This window comes from Paenarthrobacter nicotinovorans (assembly GCF_021919345.1).
Lineage (GTDB): Bacteria > Actinomycetota > Actinomycetes > Actinomycetales > Micrococcaceae > Arthrobacter > Arthrobacter nicotinovorans.
This window is the reverse complement of sequence record NZ_CP089293.1, coordinates 2,454,197-2,473,036: the sequence shown is the minus strand read 5'-3', so window position 1 is coordinate 2,473,036 and position 18,840 is coordinate 2,454,197. Positions and strand designations below refer to the sequence as shown.

Here is an 18,840-nt window from a genome sequence, read left to right as displayed (position 1 = left end):
GATGGGTATTGTTCAGCAGATTGAACACTGAGTTGCAATGACGAAGGAGAATCATGGCCGATTCCCGCACCACCCGCTCCGAAGGGTTGGGCGCTTCGTCGCCGGCCCCCGCCGTCACGCGCGCCGCCGCCGTCCTGGAAGCCCTGGCTGATTCCCCTTCCGGCCGCTTGACCCTCAGCGATTTGTCCCGTGAGCTGGGCATACCGAAGTCATCAACATCGAACCTGCTGCTGGCGCTCGAGGAAGCGCGCCTCATCACCAGGCAGGGCGCAGATTTTGCGCTCGGGCGGAAGCTGGTGGAACTCGGAGCTGCGTACCTCAGCCGCCTCGACGAAGTGCAGGAGTTCTACAAGTACTGCGAGCAGGCTCCAACGCTCTCCGGCGAAACGGTCCGCATTGCGATGCTCGACGGCGACCACGTCATCTACCTGGCGCGTTACGAAGGGCATCCCGCCGTGCGGTTGACGTCCAATATCGGTGACAAGATGCCGGTCTCGCTGTGCAGTGTGGGCAAGGCGTTGCTGGCACAGCTGCATGACCACGACATCGAGGCCATGTTCCCAGACGGTATGGAATTGCCCACGATGACTGCCAACTCACTCCGGACGGCCGAGGAACTCAAGGCCCAGATCACCACCATCCGCCAGCAAGGCTTTGCTTTCGAGGATGAGGAGTCCACGGTAGGTGTCGTTTGCCTGGCCGTCCCTGTACCCACCCACGGCGCGCATGGGCCCAGCCTTGGTCTCTCCGTGACCGCATTGAAGGCCACATATTCGGAAGAGCAGGGAGCTCTCATGGTGAAAGAGCTCAAGGAGTTGGCGCGATCGCTGGGCAACCCCATGGGCTGATTTTTATAAATCTGATTTTAACCTTGGCATTGCGTTCAGCAAGCTGTACTCTGTTCATCATAGTGATCTTGGCGGTGATGCCATCACTATCTCACTGGGCCAACGGGGGCCCGGGGTGATTTTGAGGGAGTGCTTGTGACAACTCGTACTAAAACAAACTTCGCGGCGGAAGCTGACGAGGCCGTCGTTGAACCGGAGCAGCTCCGGCGGGCGACGCTGGCCAGTTCCGTGGGCTCCGCCCTGGAATACTACGATTTCTACATCTACGGCCTCGCTTCGGCGCTGATCTTCGGGCCACTGTTCTTCTCGCCGCTCGGTCCGGACGGGGCATTGATCGCCTCCTTTGCCACGTATGGTGTCGGATTTGCTGCCCGTCCCTTCGGCGGCTTGATCTTCGGCTACATCGGTGACCGGTTCGGCCGCAAGATGGTCCTGATCCTGACGATTGCCTTGATGGGCACGGCAAGCTTCGCCATTGGCCTCCTGCCGACTTTTGAGCAGGCCGGGATGCTGGGTGCGGTGCTGCTCGTGACCCTGCGTATCATTCAGGGGCTCGGTGCCGGTGCCGAGCAGGCCGGCGCAACCACGCTGATTTCCGAAGTCGCGCCGCGTCGTCGTCGTGGTTTCTTCGCTTCCCTGCCGTTCGTCGGCATTCAGCTCGGTACCCTGCTTGGCGCCGGCACGTTCGCGCTGATCACCATGGCGGACAAGTCGGTCCTGCAGGGCTGGTTGTGGCGGGTACCGTTCCTCGCCAGCTTCATCCTGATCGTGATTGCCATCTTCATCCGGCTCAAGCTCAAGGAAACTCCTGCCTTCCAGGAACTCGAAAAGCACAAGAACGTAGTCAAGAACCCCATTGGCGCTTTGTGGAAGCACTCCAAGAAGAACGTATTGATCGGCATTGGCCTCCGCATGGGCGAAAACGGGAACTCGTCAATCTACTCTGCCCTGCTTGTCTCGTTCATGAGCATGCCCGCGGGAGTCTTCGCGGGCAACAACTCGATCGGTCCTGTCGGTCTGTTGATCGCCGCTGGATTCGCAGCAGTCATGGTGGTGACCTTCGGTGCGTTGTCCGACAGGTACGGTCGTGTTCCGGTTTACCGCTACGGCGCGTTGTTCCAGGCGATCATTGCCGTACCCGCCTTCTACCTGGTCACACTGGGCAACGTCACCTTGGTATGGGTAGTCATGGCCGTGGGAATCGCCATCGGCGTCCAGTCGATGCTTGGTCCGCAGTGCCCCCTGCTGCCTGAACTGTTCGGATCGCAGTACCGGTTCACCGGTGTGGCCATGAGCCGTGAAATTTCAGCCGTCCTCGCCGGTGGCCTTGCGCCGCTGCTCGGAGCGCTGATGCTGGCCGCCACCAACCACTCCTGGCTGGTACTCGCCATCTACTCCTTGGTCCTCGCGCTCATCTCCTTCGTGACCACCTTCTTCACCCCCGAGACGGCAGGCCGTGACCTCGTCAGCACGGAAGACGCCAAGTAGTCGCCGAAACCGCTGCTACAACACGCCTCAGGACGGCGTCCCTCCACAGGAGGGGCGCCGTCCTGTTTTCTTTGCGGCGTCCAACCCCGGAGTGCTGGAAATTCGCGGAGCGCGGTGCAGAATTGGTGCAGCGATAGAGGAGCGTGTCCATGACGGCAACCAAGGGCGTGGCATCGCCGGAAAGCCCCGGCCAAATCCGGGGCTCCAGAGGCACCAGATTTCGGCCCGAGATCCAGGGGCTCCGTTCACTGGCCGTGCTCATGGTGGTGTCGTATCACATCTGGTTTGGCAGGGTTTCGGGAGGCGTGGACGTCTTCCTGCTGATTTCGGCTTTCCTGATGACCCTCCAGTTCGTCAGTCGGTATGAGGAGTCCCGGCCGGTGTCGCTGGTCCGGCACTGGCTGCACCTGTTCTGGCGGCTGCTTCCCGCCGTCGTCGTAGTGCTGACGGGTACATTGGCAGCAACGTTCGTTATCGTCCCCCGGACAAGGTGGACTGAGATCGTCAACCAGGCCTGGGCTTCCCTGTTCTACGTACAGAACTGGCTGCTGCAAAAGCAGGTGGTCAATTACTACGCCGCTGACCACAGCCTGGCGAGCCCCATGCAACACTTCTGGTCGTTGTCCATCCAGGGGCAGGTCTTCATCCTCTGGCCGGCGATCTTCGTCACTACCGCGTTGGTGTGCCGGAGGTTCGGCTTGCGATACCGGTCAATGTTGCTGGGAATCTTCGGGCTGATCTTCGTCGCGTCGCTGAGCTACTCGATCTACTTCACCAGCGCCCACCAGGAACTGGCCTACTTCGACACTCTTGCCCGGCTGTGGGAGTTTGCGCTGGGTACCCTGGTTGCGCTGCTGCTTCCCTTCCTGCGCCCAGGGCGTGGCCTGGGTACCGTACTGGGTTGGGTGGGAGTTGCTGCGATGCTCAGTTGCGGTGTGCTCCTCCAGGTCCGCTCGGCGTTCCCGGGCTTCGTGGCGCTGTGGCCCACCCTCGCGGCTGTGGCTGTCATCGTGGCAGGACAGACGGGAAGCCGTTTCGGGGTGGACCGTATTCTTTCCTCCAGGTTGCTGGTGGGGCTCGGGTCTACCTCGTATGCCCTGTACCTGTGGCACTGGCCGCTGTTGGTCATCACCCTTGTGTGGATCGGCGAAGACCACGCGGACGCACTGACGGGCGCGGCGATCGTGGGTGTTTCGTTGCTGCTGGCCTACCTCACCACCAGATTCGTGGAGCAGCCGCTGCGGTCATGGCGCTGGCCGGAGGCAAAGCGTCGCCGTCTGGCTGTAGCGGTATTGGTTTGCCTTGCTGTGGGAGCGACGCCGATGACGGTGTTCGGGTTCCAGCAGCAGCAAGAGAAGAACGCCATTGCCGGCCAGGACATGGATGACAACCCGGGCGCAAGGGCGTTGCTGCCAGGCTATGTCAACCGGGTGGGCAAGGACGCCAGGACGCTCCCGACGCCTGAGCAGCTTCCGGCGGACTGGGGCAAGCTTGACGGCCCCTGTACCGGGGAGCTGCGTCCCCAGGACCCGGTCCTGTTCGCGGAGTGCCAGCAGAACGACGTCGGCGCGGATGCCGCCAAGACCATCTTCGTTGTGGGGCAGTCACATTCCCTGCAGTGGCTCGGCGCCATCGGCCCCATGGCGAAAGAGCGCAACTGGCGGGTGCAGGCCATTACGTTTGGAGCCTGTCCATTCATGACTCAGACGGACGAGGTTGGCGACGAATGCAATGCCTTCAACCGGAATGTCCGCGAACACATTCGGCGTTACCGCCCGGATGCTGTTTTCCTTGTCGGGACCGCGGCTGTCCCGGATTCTCCGGATGAGGACCTTACGTGGGGACTTGATGAACTGGTGGGGGAGATCACCGATCAAGGTGTGGAGGTCATCGCCATGCGGGACAACCCACGGTTCTCCTTCAGCCCCAGCGAATGCGCCATGGCTTCGGGCGTCGACGATCCCCGTTGCCGTCCCGCCCTGTCCTCTGTGCTGGCCGCCGACAATCCGCTGGATCAGCTGGAAGGAAACTTCACCGGCCTGTCCATCCTGGATATGACCGACCTGATCTGTGATGGTGCCAGCTGTCCGGGGATCATTGGCAACGTCTACGTGTACCTGGACGACAACCACCTCTCGAGCACATACACCGGGAGCATGGCCGATGCATTGTCCGAGAGGTGGCTCAGCGCCACAGGTTGGTAGTCCGGTTTAGTAGAAGTGGACCGGGTCCACCAGGTGGGGGAGTTCGCCACCGTCCAGGAAAATGCGCAGGTTGTTGCGGAATCGTTCGGCGATGAGCCTGTTTTCCGCCGCGCTCAATGCCGAGGTGTGCGGCGACACCAGGACCTTGGGGTGGTTCCACAAAGGGCTGTCCTGAGGCAAGGGCTCCACTGCAAACACGTCCAGGCATGCGTATCCAACCTGTCCGTTGTCCAGTGCCGCGAGCAAGGCGTCCTCGTCCACTACCGTGCCGCGCCCCACGTTGACGAAAACTGTTCCTGGCCTCATGGCAGAGAAGATGTCCTTGTTGAACAGCTTTTCCGTGTACGGCGTGCCGGGCAGCGTGTTGACCACGGCGTCGGCGTCGGCGAGGAGGCCGGCCAAGCCGTCGTTGTTGGTGACTTCCTCGATTCCCTCGATGGCTTCGACGTTGCGTTTGGTTCCGCTGACCCTCATGCCCAGGGCGCGCGCGATGCGGGCCGTTTCCATGCCGATTTCACCGAGGCCCGCGATGACAACCTTGGAACCGTTGGCCAGCTTGGTGGGCGTCCGCAGTTCCGGCCAGAACCTGGCGGCCTGGTCCTGTGCCATCTCGGCGCTGCGCTTGAAGCCGTTGAGGATACCGAATGCCGAGAATTCCGCCAGCGGCAGGGCGTGGACGCCGGCAGAGGTGGTGACATGGAACTTCCGGAGCGTTTCGGTGTCCAGGCCTGAGGCCTTGACCGCTCCACCGGCACCGGCTGCCATGGCGTGGATCCACTGCAGGTGCGGGTTGCTTTTTGCGATGCGCGCAAGGCCGGCGGGACTTTCGTTGGGGAAGCCATAGAGGACCTGGGCGCGGTTCAGCATGGCCCAATAGCGTTCTTCCTGTTCCGGCGACCTTTTGAACGCGGGGTCGCCCGCGTGGTCTGCCGGGAACCGTTCCGGAGGAAGCAGCTCCGGTTCGTAGAGAACTGTTACGGAGGGATCTACAGCGCGGATCTGCTCTACGTGCTCAGCTTCGAGCGGTACAGCGATGGCGATGGTAAGTTCATCAGTCGTCATAGTGTTCATCATACTGAATGGCGGCTAGGATATTGAACAGAATTTACGTAAATGACCACGACGAAGTGAGGTGTTACCTGCCATGACCACCAAACGCGTGGGTTTTGTCGGGCTGGGTCTGATGGGCGCGCCGATGGCCTCCAACCTGGCCGGCGCCGGATGGAACGTCACCGCCTGGAACCGCTCCGACGCCGCGTTCGAAGCTCTCCCCGGCATCAACCGGGCCGCCAGCGTGGCCGCGTTGCGTGACGAGGACGCCATCATTTTCATGCTTCCCGACCTTCCGTTCATCGAAGAAGCGGCAGCGGAGCTGCTCGAATCCTGGGGGAGTTCGGCGCCGCGCCCGGGGACCGCCGTCGTCGTCATGAGCAGTGTCTCCCCAACGGGTGTCCAGCGGTTCGGCGAACTGGTGCACCAAGCAAGCGGCGGCAACGCCGCCGTAGTGGACGCGCCGGTGAGCGGCGGAACTGCCGGCGCACAAAGCGGAACCCTTGCCATCATGGTGGGGGCCGATGAAGGAACCTTCGAGCAGCTTGGGCCGCTCTTCCGGGCCATGGGCACCACCGTGCGTCGGATGGGACCCCTGGGGTCGGGGTCGCTCGCCAAGGCGTGCAACCAACTGATTGTCGGAACCACGACGGCGGCCCTCGCCGAAGCTGCGGAACTCGCCGAACGCTCCGGGATGGATGTAGGGGCTCTTTTCGAGGTGCTGTCCGGAGGACTGGCGGGAAGCCGGGTGCTGGACAACGTCGGTCCGCGCTTGGCAGCCAAGGACTACTCGCCAACTGGACCGGCAAAATTCATGCACAAAGACCTCGGGTTCGTGCTCGCCAGCGCTGCGGCAGCCGGCTCCGCCACGCCGATCGCTTCGGCGGCACATGACCTGTACGCCGAACTCAAACGCCAAGGGCTCGGCGACCAGGACCTCGCCGTCGTCCGGCAGGCCATCGCAAACCTGGGCCGGACGCCTGTCCCCATCACGTCCAACAGCAACTGAACCGTCGCAACTGAAGAAGGAATGACGAACAAACCATGAGTGCACTTTTCGATCTGACCGGGCGGGTTGCCTTGGTCACTGGTTCAAGCCGGGGGATAGGCAACGCCCTTGCCCGCGGCCTCGCCGATGCCGGCGCCACGGTTGTGCTGAACGGCATCAACACTGAACGGCTTGACGCATCACACCTGGCGATGGCCGCAGAGTATCCGGAAGGGAGAGTCCACAGCCGGGCCTTCGACGTGACGGACGCCGACTCTGCCGCTGAAGGCGTCGCCTGGGTGGAACAAAACGTCGGGCCTCTGGACATCCTGGTGAACAACGCCGGCATCCAGCACCGGGTGCCCATGCTGGACCTTGACGTCAAGGACTGGGACCGGGTCATCACCACGGACCTCACCAGCGCTTTCCTTGTAGGTCGGGAAGCCGCCCGGCACATGATCCCCAGGGGCCACGGCAAGATCATCAATATCTGTTCGGTCCAGACGGACCTGGCCCGTCCCACGATCGCGCCGTATGTTGCCGCGAAGGGCGGCTTGCGCAACCTCACGCGGGCCATGACCGCCGAGTGGGCCGCATCCGGATTGCAGATCAACGGAATCGCCCCAGGCTACATCCACACCGAAATGACGCAGAACCTGGTCGATGACGCCGACTTCAACTCCTGGATCCTGGGCCGCACCCCGGCCAACAGGTGGGGAACCACGGCCGACCTTGCCGGCCCCACGGTATGGCTCGCATCGCAGGCATCGAACTTCGTGAACGGCCAGACGATTTTCGTCGACGGCGGAATGACGGTGGTGGTCTGATGAGCATCAACCTCCCTGCATCCGGTCCGGCAGTCGTAGCCCATGGCAAAGGCGATCTTCGCATCGAGGACATCCCCCTGGCAGCACCGCAACCCAACGAGTCCATCGTGGAGATTGCCTATGGCGGGATCTGTGGTTCGGACCTCCATTACTGGCTGCACGGCGCCGCGGGCGAGTCCATTCTCAAAGAACCGATGGTCCTCGGCCACGAGATCGTTGGTGTTGTCCTCCAGCAGGCAGCCGATGGTGCGGGTCCTGCAGCGGGCACGCCTGTGGCTGTCCACCCTGCCACCCCGGCACCCGGCGACGTCCGGTACCCCGAGGACCGGCCAAATCTCTCGCCGGGGTGCACCTACCTTGGAAGTGCGGCACGCTATCCGCACACCGACGGCGCCTTCAGCCGCTACGCCAATCTGCCCGCCAGGATGCTCCGTCCTTTGCCTGAAAATCTGGACCTTCGCACGGCGGCGCTTGTGGAACCGGCCAGCGTCGCATGGCACGCGGTCTCCCGCGCAGGCGACGTTCGGGGGAAAACGGCACTCGTGATCGGCAGCGGTCCGATCGGAGCCCTGGCGGTGGCCGTGCTGAAGCGCGCCGGCGCTGCCCGGATTGTCGCCGTCGACATGCATGACAAGCCGTTGGAGATCGCCCGGTCTGTCGGTGCCGACGCCGTCCTCAAGGGTGATGACGCGGACGCCATCGCGGCGGTGGACGCCGACGTCGTCATTGAATCCTCAGGGAGCCACTACGGATTGGCCTCGGCCATCAAGGGTGCCACCCGTGGCGGCAAGGTGGTGATGGTGGGTCTTTTGCCGTCGGGACCCCAACCGGTGTTCATTTCCCTCGCCATAACCCGCGAGCTGGAGCTCCTGGGCTCATTCCGCTTCAACGACGAGATTGACGAAGTCATCGCGGCCCTGGCTGACGGATCCCTGTTTGCCGACCCCGTTGTGACGCACGAATTCGATCTCGCCCACGGCCTGGAGGCTTTCGAAGTGGCGAAGAATTCGGCCGAGTCCGGCAAGGTTTTGCTGAACTTCCGGAACGGCTAATTCCTGGCCACAGGGACGAAGACGCGGGGCTGGTCGTCCCAGCTGGGTGCCAGCTCCGCGATCGTCTGGCGCATGATCCTGGCAGCGGCGTCGCGGGCCACCGCACCGTCGCCGGCGTCGATGGCGTGGGCCACGTCCATGTGCCATTGGAGGGCTTCCTTCTGGGGATGCTCGGGCATGAGGCCGTGGACGGTCCGGCCCGTGAGGGTTTCGGTGACCTGGCCAATGAGGTTGGCGAACATCTCGTTGCCCGATCCGGACAACACCAGGGCGTGGAAGCGGATGTCGAGGTCAAGGAATCTTGCCATGTCCCCGGCGTCTCCCGCTTCCTTCATGGCGAGGGAAATGCCCACCAGTTCCTGCCGCAGGCTCTCGGGTGCGTTGCCGGCGGCGAGTTCGGCGGCTACGGGCTCGACGGCGGAGCGCAGCTCGGCCAACGACCGCAACTGCGCGCCGCGGCCTTCGCCCGCGAGACGCCACCGGATGACCAGGGGATCGAAGGGATTCCAGCGGTGGGCAGGAAGGACACGGATGCCCACCCGCTTGATCGTTTCCACAAGCCCGAGTGATTGGAGGACACGCACGGCTTCACGCACCACGGAACGGGAGACGTTGAGTTCGTCTTCCAAATGCTCAGCCAACATCACGTGTCCGGTGGGAAGGGCGCCACCCACAATCCGGGTCCCCAAATGCTCAACGGCGCGGTGGTGAAGGCTGGTTGACATAGAGGTAAGCATAGTGGCGCGGGGCGACCGGGGATGCCGGTATCCGTGCCGGGAACGCATTCCGAGCCGCCTCAGCAGCCGCCGGGCATCATAGACTGTTTATGACGCGGCAGCTTCCACAACGTGGGCGCCGCTTTCCCGCCCAAGGTTTATATACGTATGGTTTATTACAGCCCCTGGTTTTGAAATCGCTTCCCGCGTGCCCCCATGGCTACGTCGGGACTGTTTGCACACGAACGAATTGGAGTTTTGATGTCAGCACACATCGGTGTCACCGGCCTTGCGGTGATGGGCGCCAACCTGGCCCGCAACCTCGCACGCAACGGCTTCACCGTGGCTCTCCACAACCGCTCCGTGGAAAAGACTGACGCCCTGCTGGAAAAGCACGGCACGGAAGGCGACTTCATCCGCACGGAAACGCTGCAGGAACTCGTCGACTCTCTCGAAAAGCCCCGCCGCGTCCTCATCATGGTCAAGGCAGGTGCCCCCGTCGACAACGTCATCGAGCAGCTGGAACCGCTGCTCGAGGCCGGCGACATCATCATCGACGCCGGCAACTCGCACTACGAGGACACCCGCCGCCGCGAAGCAGCGCTGGCCAAGAAGGACCTTCACTTCGTCGGTGTCGGTGTTTCCGGTGGTGAAGAAGGCGCGCTGAACGGCCCCTCCATCATGCCCGGCGGCTCCCGTGAGTCCTACGACGCGCTCGGCCCGCTCCTGGAAAAGATTTCCGCCAAGGTCGACGGCGAACCCTGCTGCGCTTGGATCGGCACCGATGGCGCCGGCCACTTCGTCAAGATGGTCCACAACGGCATCGAATACGCCGACATGCAGGTCATCGGCGAAGCATTCGACCTTCTCCGCTCCGGTGCAGGCATTGAGCCCGCCGAACAGTCCAAGATCTTCGCTGAGTGGAACAAGGGCGATCTGTCCTCGTTCCTGATCGAAATCTCCGCTGAGGTTCTCGGCCACGTCGATGCCAAGACCGGCAAGCCGTTCGTTGATGTCGTCGTTGACGCTGCAGGCCAGAAGGGCACCGGCCGCTGGACGGTCATCTCCGCCCTTGAACTCGGCTCACCGGTCTCCGGCATTGCAGAGTCCGTGTTTGCCCGCGCGCTGTCTTCCCAGACCGAGCAGCGCAAGCTCGGCCAGGAGCTGCTCGCCGGTGAAGAGGCTTCCGTGGAAATCCCGGAGACGTTCGTCGAGGACGTCCGCCAGGCACTCTACGCCTCCAAGCTCGTGTCCTACGCACAGGGCCTGGACATGCTGACCTCCGCAGCCAAGGAATACGGCTGGGACCTCAAGCTGGACGAGATCGCTTCCCTGTGGCGTGCAGGCTGCATCATCCGTGCAGAGCTGCTCAAGGACATCACCAAGGCCTACGCTGCCGATGAGAAGCCCGCGAACCTGCTGTTTGCACCGGCCTTCACGAAGGCCATCGCAGAGGCACTCCCGGCCTGGCGCCGCGTTGTGGCCACGGCCGTGCAGCTGGGCATTCCGGTACCGGTGTTCTCCTCCTCCCTGGCTTACTACGACGGCCTCCGCCGCAAGCGGGTCGCCGCCGCCCTGATCCAGGGACAGCGCGACCTCTTCGGTGCACACACCTACGGCCGAGTAGACACCGAGGGCACGTTCCACACCCTGTGGGGCGAAGACAAGTCCGAGATCTCGGCTGTCGACACCCACTAGCAGCCACGTGGGTCACTAACACCACCGCGCAAAGGCCGGCTCCTTCCTATTACGCTGGAAGGAGCCGGCCTTTGCCTTAACGGAGCTCCCGTTCAGGTGCTGGGCCACCAGCAAAGGACAGACAATGCCAGCCAGCATCGCACTTGTTACAGGCGCCTCCACGGGTATCGGATTCGCGACGGCCCTTGCCCTGGCAGGGGCGGGCTTTACTGTCTACGCAGGTGCGCGTCGCGTCGACATGATGGAGCCCCTGAAGGACCACGGGATAACCGTACTGTCGCTCGACGTGACCTCCGAGGAATCGATGATGTCAGCGGTGGCGCAAGTGGAAGCCGCCCACGGACGCGTGGACGTGCTGGTCAACAACGCAGGCTATGGTTCCTACGGCTCCCTTGAAGAGGTCCCCCTGGCCGAGGGGAGGCGGCAATTCGACGTCAATGTCCTGGGCCTTGCAAGGATGACCCAGCTGGTTCTTCCGCAGATGCGGGCGGCAGGGAAAGGCAGGATCATCAATGTCACATCCATCGGGGGAAAGATCTACGAGCCCCTGGGCGCTTGGTACCACGGCACCAAGTTTGCCGTGGAGGGGATGAGCGACTCGCTGCGCCTGGAACTGAAGCCGCACGGCATCGACGTCGTCATCATCGAACCGTCAGGGACCGACACCGAATGGGGCACCATTGCCGGCGAGGGGCTGCTGGCCACGTCAGGCGATGGCCCGTACGCCGATCAAGCGCATATTGTTGCCGCAGCGCTGGCATCCACCTCGGGTGATGGCCACGTGCTTTCCACTCCGGCAACGGTGGTGGCAAAAGCCATCGTCCGGGCAGCAAAGGCAAAACGCCCCAGGACCCGCTACCCGGTAGGGCGGGGGGCCTGGAGCGTTCTGGCAATGCGAAGGATTCTTCCGGACAGGGCGTTCGACGCCGTGTTCCTGAACTTCTACAAAGGACTGGCCGGCTAGATGCGGTATTCGATGTAATACTCGGCCGGATCCACTGCAGGCTTCGTCTCTGACCTGGCGTCCCGGTGCCGCCAGGTCGCCGGAATTCCAGTGATGATCGACTCTGGTGGAGCGTCCTTCACTACTACGGCATTCGCACCAACAGCACTGTCTGCTCCGATGGTGATGGGGCCCAATACCTTCGCGCCGGCACCAATGGTCACCCTGTCACCGATGGTGGGGTGGCGCTTGACCTTGGCCAGGGAGCGGCCGCCGAGCGTGACACCGTGGTAGATCATCACGTCATCGCCGATTTCCGATGTCTCACCGATGACGACGCCCATGCCGTGGTCGATAAAGAACCTGCGGCCAATCGTGGCCCCGGGGTGGATCTCGATGCCCGTCAGGAACCTCGCGAGCTGCGAAATCAGGCGCGCCGGAAAACGGAGCGCCGGGTTTTGCCAGAGCTTGTGGGTCAGGCGGTGCGCCCAGATGGCATGCAATCCGGAGTAGGCGAAAAAGTTCTCAAAAGAACCTCGCGCCGCCGGGTCGTGGGACCGGGCGGCGTCGAGGTCTTCCTTAAGTCTTGCGAAGAAGCTCACAAAGACCTTTCTACAGGAAATGAAGGTGTGCAGGCGTTGTGTTAGCCGCGGATGTCATCGAACAGCACGGTGGAGATGTAACGCTCCCCGAAGTCACAGACGACGGCCACGATCAGCTTGCCGGCATTCTCCGGACGCTTTGCGAGTTCGAGCGCGGCCCACACGATGGCACCGGAGGAGATGCCGCCGAGGATGCCTTCGCGGGCACCGAGGTCCCGGGCAACCCGCACGGAGTCCTCAAGGGTGGCGTCAAGGACTTCGTCGTAGACGTTGGTGTCCAGGATCTCGGGCACGAAGTTGGCGCCGATGCCCTGGATCTTGTGGGGACCGGGAGCGCCACCGTTGAGGATGGCCGAATCCTTGGGTTCGACGGCAACAATCTGGACTCCGGGCTTGCGTTCCTTGAGGACCTGGCCCACGCCGGTGATGGTGCCACCGGTTCCTACGCCTGCTACGAAGATGTCAACTTCGCCGTCGGTGTCGTTCCAGACTTCCTCGGCCGTGGTGGCGCGGTGGATCGCCGGGTTGGCCTCGTTGGCGAACTGCTGGGCCCAGATGGAGTTCTCCGTGTTGGCGACGATCTCCTGGGCCTTCTCGACGGCCCCACGCATGCCTTCGGAACCCGGGGTCAGGACGATTTCGGCACCGTAAGCGCGCAGCATGACACGGCGTTCGGTGGACATGGTTTCGGGCATGGTCAGGATGACCTTGTAGCCGCGTGCCGCGCCCACGAGTGCGAGGGCAATGCCCGTGTTGCCTGAGGTACCCTCGACGATCGTTCCGCCCGGCTTCAAGGCACCGGACTTTTCGGCGGCGTCAATGATGGCTACACCAATGCGGTCCTTGACGCTGTTGGCGGGGTTGTAGAACTCAAGCTTGACGGCAACCTGGGCGTCAAGGCCCTCGGTGAGCCGGTTCAATCGAACCAGCGGGGTGCGGCCGACCAGCTGAGTAACGTCGTCGTAGATCCTTGCCATGAAAATTTACGCCTATCTCTGAAGAGGGATTGCTGAGGTCAGCCTAACCAGCCGGATCGAAACGCTGCTAAGCAGTAAGCCATGCAGAGTAATATTTCCTGGCCTTTGCCAGCTTGGGGTTAATGATCACCTGGCAGTATCCCTGGTACGGAAACTTTGCATAGTAATTCTGGTGGACTTCCTCGGCCTCGTAGAAGTCCGGGAGCGGCACCACTTCAGTCACAATCGGGTCGGACCACAAGGCCTGGGCGCGTTCGATGGCTTCCTCGAACAAGACCTTCTCCTCGGTGGTGGTGTAGAACATCGAGGACCGGTACTGGGTCCCGACGTCGTAGCCCTGCCGGTTCAGGGTGGTGGGGTCGTGCAGGGCGAAGAACATGTCCAGGATGACTTCTTCCGGAACAACAGTTTCATCGAATGTCACCGCAACCACCTCCGCGTGACCGGTGGTCCCGGAGCACACTTCGTAGTAATCGGGATTGCGGACGTGGCCGCCGGTGTAGCCGGAGACAACCGAGCTGACCCCGCGGGTTTTCTGGTAAACGGCATCCAGGCACCAGAAGCAGCCGCCGCCAAGTACGAAAGTTTTCATGTTCTCTTCAATGGTTGGGATGGCCTGATGATTCCCGCTTCACCTTACGGGAGAATTACGGCACCGGGCAGCTGCACAAGTGACCAGGACTGCCTGAACCGGCCCGGTAGTGAAGAATAGGGATATGGAAGCAGTGAACACTGGCATTTCTGATGCGGATTCCGTCGAAGATGACGAAACAGAACACGAAGAAACAGTTGGGGCCAGCGGCGAACCTACCCTCGGCCAGGTGTTGTTGGCTGTTGAAGAACTCTGGCCCGAGTCCCTCGCCGAGGATTGGGACGAAGTCGGCCTGGTTGTCGGGCGCCCCACGGTCCCGGTGACCAAAGTCCTCTTTGCCGTGGATCCCACCCTGGCCGTTATCGATGAAGCCATCGAATGGGGTGCCGGGCTCCTTATTACCCATCACCCCCTGTTGCTCAAAGGGGTGAACTCCGTTGCCGCAACGTCGGCCAAGGGCCTCGCTGTCCACCGATTGATCGAAGCGGGCACTGGCCTGCTTACCGTGCACACGAATGGTGACTCAGCCGTTGGCGGAGTGTCGGACGTCCTGGCAGATGCCTTCGGTCTGGAGAACGTGGCGCCCCTGACCCAGGCATCCAACGGATTGCCGGAAGAAGGAATCGGCAGGGTGGGCGATCTTCCGGAGCTTGAAACCCTGGGCGACTTTGCGGCCCGTGTCTTTGAAATGCTGCCCGCCGTGGCGGGCGGGGTCCGGGTTGCCGGCGACAAAGACGGCCTGGTGCGGCGTGTTGCCGTCTGCGGCGGCGCCGGGGACAGTTTGTTCGACGCCGTCCGGGCCAACCATGCCGATGTGTACGTCACAGCGGACATGCGGCATCATCCGGCCTCCGAAGCGCGTGAGGGGGCCACCAACGGGCGGCCGTACCTGATTGACGTATCGCACTTTGCGAGTGAATGGCTGTGGCTTCCAGCCGCCGCAGAAGCGTTGGGCAACGTGCTCGCTGACCAGGGCTACGACGTCGATATCCGCGTCAGCAGTACCAACAGTGACCCTTGGGACTTCATACTGACTCCCGGCGGCGACTAGAGTCTAGGAAAGGGCCGGACCTGATCTCCAGGACCGGCGGCGACAAGCGGAGGTAAGCGTGGCGAAAGCAGCACCGGCAGAACAATTGAAATTGCTTGAACTGCAGGGGCTGGATGCCAAGCTCAAGTCGTTGGCGGGCCGCCGGAAGGTGCTGGAAAACGATCCCCGCATTACTGACCTGACGGACGCCCTCAGTGTGGCCAACGGTGAACTCGGGGCGGCCAAAATCGCTGTCCATGACGCCGAAGCCGAACTGCGCCGCGCGGAAGCCGACGTCGAACAGGTTGCGTCCCGCATCGAGCGCGATGAAACCCGGCTGAACAGCGGAACCGGGTTGTCCAAGGACCTGGTGGCGCTGCAGAACGACATCGCCTCGCTGAACAAGCGCCGTTCGGACCTTGAAGACGTTGAGCTTGAGATCCTGGAGCGCCTGGACACCCTGCGTGAACGCCAGGCTGCCCAGCAAGCCATTGTTGACGACATCCAGGGTTCGTTCGGCAGCATCCGCTCTGAACTGGACGAAGCGATCGCGGAGATCGCGGCCGAGGAGACAGTGGTTCGCGGGCAACGGGCTGTATTCGCCGAGGCGCTGGACCCGGGGATGCTCGCGGTGTACGAAAAGACCATCGCCAAGCGTGGAGTCGGTGCTGCCCGGCTGTTCCACGGAAAGTCCGAAGGCTCGGGGATGATGCTCAGCCCAGGTGACCTTGCCGAGGTCAAAGCCGCAGCGGAGGACGACATCGTTTTCTGCCCGGACTCCGGCGTCATCCTGGTCCGTTCAGCGGAGTGGAACTGACCTGACCCGGGCACGGCCTTAGTTGGACAGAATGATGTTCAGGGCGTGTGGCTTCCGGGCGGTGCCCTCAACCAGTTCGGCGGTCCGGATTTCGCTGGCGGCCTTCAGGAGCTGATCCGGAGTTTCCGGAGCCTTGCCGCGCCTGGTCAGCAGATGCCGTGCCAACTCACCCCTGGTGTGCTTGGCGAAGTGGCTCACCACGGTGCGCTTGCCGTTCGCCTCGTTGAACACATTGACGTTCACCGTCTGTGCGGCCGGGGGAGCCCACGCTGCGGCGTAGGTGCTGGAGCGGCAGTCCACCAGCAGTTCGCCGTCGACCCGCTGGGCGAGGGCGGCGTTCAGCTGCGGCTTCCAATAGGAGGCGAGGCGTCCGACGTCGGGCAGTGCGGTTCCCATCGACAGACGGTAGGCGGGCACGTGGTCACCAAAGCCAATGGCTCCCCACAAAGCGGAAACAACCAGGATGGACTCCGTCGCCTTGCGGCGCTGGGCCGGCGTCATGCTCTTGAAGCCGAGGGCGTCGTACAAGACCCCTGAGTAGACCTGGTGCGCGGGAGCCGCCGGTTCGGCGTGCAGCCGGGTATTACGTTCGACGTCGTCCCGCAGCGAGGCGCCGACGCCCAGTAACGCCAGGGCGTCCTCGTGCGCGCTCACTGTCCCCAGAGCTTCAAGGACCTTGGCCCGGTACGGGTTCAGTTCCGGGAAGCTCAGCGACTCCCATTCGATGGCAGGTCCTTTGAGGGCGGGGGTTTTGCCTTCTGAGGGCGGCAGGAGAATCAGCACCAGTCGATATTACCGGTGACTTGGGCCGTCCTGGACGCCGGTAGACTGTACGGCGGATGGGTTGACCAGGCGGCCGCGCGTCACGAAAGTGGCTCGAGGAACGTCCGGGCTCCACAGAGCAGGGTGGTGGGTAACGCCCACTCGGGGTAACCCGCAGGCCAGTGCCACAGAGAACAGACCGCCTGCGTCCCGGTATTGCACCGGGCAGCAGGTAAGGGTGAAACGGTGGTGTAAGAGACCACCAGCTCCCTGGGTGACCGGGGAGGCTAGGTAAACCCCACCCGGAGCAAGGCCAGACAGGACACGTTCGAGGGCTGCTCGCCCGAGTGTCCGGGTAGGCTGCTGGAGGGCGTCGGCAACGGCGTTCGTAGATGGATGGCCGCCTCTCCCTTTCCGGTAACGGAAGGGGATGACAGAACCCGGCGTATCGGTCAACCCATCCATTTATGACTCCCTGAATGACGGGCGTGTGAGTGATTTCACGCCTCCGGGACGACCATGCCCCGACCTTCCCGCCTAGAATGGTTACTGAACGTAGATGTTCTGCCGCCGGGACTGCGTTCGCAGCCGGCGGATTTTCTTTGCTCTCGTTCAAGGCGCTGTGGGTGGACCGAAGCCCGCCGGCGCATGTGCCGCAGGACTACTCCGGGCGGCCGCCGCCATCCGCATACGAGGACGTATGTGGTTGACCCAAGGAAGGTAGTTCTGTGAGCCAGACGTCAGATTCTTGTCTTGATAAGTGGATGGGCCGGGAGGCTCTCGCCGAGGCCATGATTCCGGTGATCGGCCGGTTGTACCGGGAAAACAACGTGGTCACCAGCATCCACGGCCGGAGCTTGATCAACAAGTCCACCATGAACATCCTCAAGGCCCACCGCTTTGCACGCCGGATGAGCAACCACGAGCTCCTGCTCGAGGAGACGGCACCCCTGCTGAACGCCCTTTCCGAGCTGGAGCTCGGCGCAGCAGCCATTGATATTGCACGTTTGACCGAAAAGTACCGGGCAGAAGGCAATGGCGCCTCCCTGGACGAGTACTTGCGCTCCGAGCTCGCCGAGATCGTTGGCAAGCGCGGCGCTGACGACCGCACCAGCACCGACGTCGTTCTTTACGGTTTCGGGCGTATCGGCCGTCTGCTGGCCCGCATCCTGATCGAAAAGGCCGGTGGCGGCCACGGCCTGCGCTTGCGCGCCATCGTGGTCCGCAAGGGCGCCGACAACGACCTCGTGAAGCGCGCGAGCCTGCTGCGTCGCGACTCCGTTCACGGTTCCTTCGAAGGCACCATCCGTGTGGATGAGGAAGCCAACACCATCACCGCCAACGGCGTCCAGGTACAGGTCATCTACTCGGACAACCCCGCAACTATTGATTACACCGAGTACGGAATCAAGGACGCCCTGGTGGTCGACAACACCGGACGCTGGCGCGACGCCGATGGCCTCTCCCAGCACCTGCAGAGCAAGGGCGTTGCCCGCGTCCTGCTGACGGCGCCGGGCAAGGGTGACCTCAAGAATATTGTTCACGGCATCAACCACCGCGACATCAGTGACGACGACAAGATCGTCACCGCCGCATCCTGCACCACGAACGCCATCACTCCGGTGCTGAAGGCCATCAACGACAAGTTCGGCATCATTCACGGCCACGTCGAGACTGTCCACTCGTTTACCAACGACCAGAACCTGATCGACAACTTCCACAAGGGTGACCGCCGCGGACGCTCCGCTGCGCTGAATATGGTGATCACGGAGACCGGTGCCGCCAAGGCAGTGGCCAAGGCCCTTCCCGAACTGCAGGGAAAGCTGACAGGCAACGCCATCCGTGTACCCACCCCGGACGTCTCCATGGCCATCCTGAACCTCAACCTGGAGAAGGGCACCACGCGCGACGAGGTCAACGACTTCCTGCGTGAAATGTCGCTGCATTCCGATCTCCGCAAGCAGATCGATTACATCGATTCTCCCGATGTAGTCTCGACGGACTTCGTCGGCTCCCGTCGGGCCGGCATCGTCGATGGCCTCGCCACGATCTCCAACGACAAGAACCTCGTGCTGTACGTCTGGTACGACAACGAGTTCGGCTACTCCTGCCAGGTTGTCCGTGTGATGGAAGAAATGGCCGGCGTGAACCCGCCGTCGTTCCCGGCCCGGGATGTCATCGCTCCCATTGCCGTACTCGAAACGGCCGGCGCCTAGGTCCGCAGCAGTTAACACGGGTTTCCCGGC

17 protein-coding genes and 1 other RNA gene are annotated in these 18,840 nt (G+C 62.8%); 12 read left to right on the top strand and 6 right to left on the bottom strand.

Annotated elements, in window-relative coordinates; translation table 11 throughout:
- Window positions 1-53: 53 nt before the first annotated feature.
- The 3 genes from JMY29_RS11540 to JMY29_RS11530 all read left to right on the top strand — a co-directional run bounded on the left by JMY29_RS11540 (window position 54) and on the right by JMY29_RS11530 (window position 4,540).
- Window positions 54-848: an IclR family transcriptional regulator gene (locus JMY29_RS11540; protein ID WP_039241812.1), complete on the top strand. Its 795-nt coding sequence runs from the start codon at window positions 54-56 to the stop codon at window positions 846-848.
- Window positions 849-983: 135 nt separating this feature from the next.
- Complete coding sequence (locus JMY29_RS11535) at window positions 984-2,336, top strand: MFS transporter (protein WP_110506028.1); 1,353 nt, start codon at window positions 984-986, stop codon at window positions 2,334-2,336.
- A gap of 149 nt (window positions 2,337-2,485) precedes the next feature.
- Window positions 2,486-4,540, top strand: coding sequence for an acyltransferase family protein (locus tag JMY29_RS11530; RefSeq protein WP_189075460.1), 2,055 nt, complete (start codon window positions 2,486-2,488; stop codon window positions 4,538-4,540).
- Between the two features lie 6 nt (window positions 4,541-4,546).
- On the opposite strand, the gene JMY29_RS11525 is transcribed toward JMY29_RS11530, so the two are convergent.
- Window positions 4,547-5,614, bottom strand: a complete 1,068-nt coding sequence (locus tag JMY29_RS11525) for a D-2-hydroxyacid dehydrogenase (protein ID WP_039241809.1) — start codon at window positions 5,612-5,614, stop codon at window positions 4,547-4,549.
- A 70-nt stretch (window positions 5,615-5,684) separates the two neighbouring features.
- Between JMY29_RS11525 and JMY29_RS11520 the strand changes: the two genes are divergently transcribed.
- Genes JMY29_RS11520 through JMY29_RS11510 form a run of 3 tightly spaced genes read left to right on the top strand, consistent with a single transcriptional unit; the run spans window position 5,685 to window position 8,457 of the window.
- Entirely contained in the window at window positions 5,685-6,599 is a 915-nt protein-coding gene (locus JMY29_RS11520) for an NAD(P)-dependent oxidoreductase (RefSeq protein ID WP_189075461.1), read from the top strand.
- A 35-nt stretch (window positions 6,600-6,634) separates the two neighbouring features.
- Window positions 6,635-7,405, top strand: coding sequence for an SDR family oxidoreductase (locus tag JMY29_RS11515; RefSeq protein WP_189075462.1), 771 nt, complete (start codon window positions 6,635-6,637; stop codon window positions 7,403-7,405).
- Entirely contained in the window at window positions 7,405-8,457 is a 1,053-nt protein-coding gene (locus JMY29_RS11510) for an L-idonate 5-dehydrogenase (RefSeq protein WP_189075463.1), read from the top strand. The genes JMY29_RS11515 and JMY29_RS11510 overlap by 1 nt, the downstream gene beginning before the upstream one ends.
- Here the strand turns inward: JMY29_RS11510 and JMY29_RS11505 are convergent.
- Window positions 8,454-9,182: a FadR/GntR family transcriptional regulator gene (locus JMY29_RS11505; RefSeq protein WP_026267183.1), complete on the bottom strand. Its 729-nt coding sequence runs from the start codon at window positions 9,180-9,182 to the stop codon at window positions 8,454-8,456. The genes JMY29_RS11510 and JMY29_RS11505 overlap by 4 nt on opposite strands.
- Before the next feature lie 252 nt (window positions 9,183-9,434).
- On the opposite strand from JMY29_RS11505, the gene gndA reads away from it, so the two are divergent.
- Both gndA and JMY29_RS11495 read left to right on the top strand, forming a co-directional pair.
- A complete protein-coding gene (gene gndA / locus JMY29_RS11500) occupies window positions 9,435-10,871 on the top strand; it encodes an NADP-dependent phosphogluconate dehydrogenase (RefSeq protein ID WP_018777865.1) in 1,437 nt (478 codons plus the stop codon).
- A gap of 124 nt (window positions 10,872-10,995) precedes the next feature.
- A complete protein-coding gene (locus JMY29_RS11495) occupies window positions 10,996-11,835 on the top strand; it encodes an oxidoreductase (RefSeq protein ID WP_064722270.1) in 840 nt (279 codons plus the stop codon).
- Here JMY29_RS11495 and epsC read toward each other — a convergent pair.
- The 3 genes from epsC to msrA form a co-directional block, all read right to left on the bottom strand.
- Window positions 11,832-12,416 (bottom strand): serine O-acetyltransferase EpsC, encoded by a 585-nt coding sequence (gene epsC / locus JMY29_RS11490; RefSeq protein ID WP_018777863.1) that lies wholly within the window; start codon window positions 12,414-12,416, stop codon window positions 11,832-11,834. The two genes, JMY29_RS11495 and epsC, sit on opposite strands and share 4 nt — an antisense overlap.
- Window positions 12,417-12,457: 41 nt before the next feature.
- Window positions 12,458-13,393, bottom strand: a complete 936-nt coding sequence (cysK, locus tag JMY29_RS11485; RefSeq protein ID WP_018777862.1) for a cysteine synthase A — start codon at window positions 13,391-13,393, stop codon at window positions 12,458-12,460.
- A gap of 67 nt (window positions 13,394-13,460) precedes the next feature.
- Window positions 13,461-13,985: a peptide-methionine (S)-S-oxide reductase MsrA gene (gene msrA / locus JMY29_RS11480; RefSeq protein WP_018777861.1), complete on the bottom strand. Its 525-nt coding sequence runs from the start codon at window positions 13,983-13,985 to the stop codon at window positions 13,461-13,463.
- 124 nt (window positions 13,986-14,109) lie between these two features.
- Between msrA and JMY29_RS11475 the strand changes: the two genes are divergently transcribed.
- Both JMY29_RS11475 and JMY29_RS11470 read left to right on the top strand, forming a co-directional pair.
- Window positions 14,110-15,036, top strand: coding sequence for a Nif3-like dinuclear metal center hexameric protein (locus JMY29_RS11475; RefSeq protein ID WP_064722268.1), 927 nt, complete (start codon window positions 14,110-14,112; stop codon window positions 15,034-15,036).
- Between the two features lie 58 nt (window positions 15,037-15,094).
- Window positions 15,095-15,832 carry a zinc ribbon domain-containing protein gene (locus JMY29_RS11470; protein ID WP_018777859.1) on the top strand — a complete coding sequence of 246 codons (738 nt, stop codon included), beginning with the start codon at window positions 15,095-15,097 and terminating at the stop codon, window positions 15,830-15,832.
- A gap of 18 nt (window positions 15,833-15,850) precedes the next feature.
- On the opposite strand, the gene JMY29_RS11465 is transcribed toward JMY29_RS11470, so the two are convergent.
- Window positions 15,851-16,615 (bottom strand): YaaA family protein, encoded by a 765-nt coding sequence (locus tag JMY29_RS11465; RefSeq protein ID WP_189075464.1) that lies wholly within the window; start codon window positions 16,613-16,615, stop codon window positions 15,851-15,853.
- A gap of 57 nt (window positions 16,616-16,672) precedes the next feature.
- Here JMY29_RS11465 and rnpB point away from each other — a divergent pair.
- Window positions 16,673-17,058: RNase P RNA component class A (rnpB, locus tag JMY29_RS11460), an RNA gene on the top strand.
- Between the two features lie 300 nt (window positions 17,059-17,358).
- On the top strand, window positions 17,359-18,810 hold the full coding sequence (locus JMY29_RS11455) for a glyceraldehyde-3-phosphate dehydrogenase (protein WP_229778594.1): 1,452 nt from the start codon (window positions 17,359-17,361) through the stop codon (window positions 18,808-18,810).
- Window positions 18,811-18,840: the final 30 nt, after the last annotated feature.

Coding starts and splice junctions, on each gene's coding strand:
- JMY29_RS11540 (WP_039241812.1), top strand. CDS start 54: ATGGCCGATTCCCGCACCACCCGCTCCGAAGGGTTGGGCGCTTCGTCG.
- JMY29_RS11530 (WP_189075460.1), top strand. CDS start 2,486: ATGACGGCAACCAAGGGCGTGGCATCGCCGGAAAGCCCCGGCCAAATC.
- JMY29_RS11525 (WP_039241809.1), bottom strand. CDS start 5,614: ATGATGAACACTATGACGACTGATGAACTTACCATCGCCATCGCTGTA.
- JMY29_RS11520 (WP_189075461.1), top strand. CDS start 5,685: ATGACCACCAAACGCGTGGGTTTTGTCGGGCTGGGTCTGATGGGCGCG.
- JMY29_RS11515 (WP_189075462.1), top strand. CDS start 6,635: ATGAGTGCACTTTTCGATCTGACCGGGCGGGTTGCCTTGGTCACTGGT.
- JMY29_RS11510 (WP_189075463.1), top strand. CDS start 7,405: ATGAGCATCAACCTCCCTGCATCCGGTCCGGCAGTCGTAGCCCATGGC.
- JMY29_RS11505 (WP_026267183.1), bottom strand. CDS start 9,182: ATGTCAACCAGCCTTCACCACCGCGCCGTTGAGCATTTGGGGACCCGG.
- gndA (WP_018777865.1), top strand. CDS start 9,435: ATGTCAGCACACATCGGTGTCACCGGCCTTGCGGTGATGGGCGCCAAC.
- JMY29_RS11495 (WP_064722270.1), top strand. CDS start 10,996: ATGCCAGCCAGCATCGCACTTGTTACAGGCGCCTCCACGGGTATCGGA.
- cysK (WP_018777862.1), bottom strand. CDS start 13,393: ATGGCAAGGATCTACGACGACGTTACTCAGCTGGTCGGCCGCACCCCG.
- msrA (WP_018777861.1), bottom strand. CDS start 13,985: ATGAAAACTTTCGTACTTGGCGGCGGCTGCTTCTGGTGCCTGGATGCC.
- JMY29_RS11475 (WP_064722268.1), top strand. CDS start 14,110: ATGGAAGCAGTGAACACTGGCATTTCTGATGCGGATTCCGTCGAAGAT.
- JMY29_RS11455 (WP_229778594.1), top strand. CDS start 17,359: ATGGGCCGGGAGGCTCTCGCCGAGGCCATGATTCCGGTGATCGGCCGG.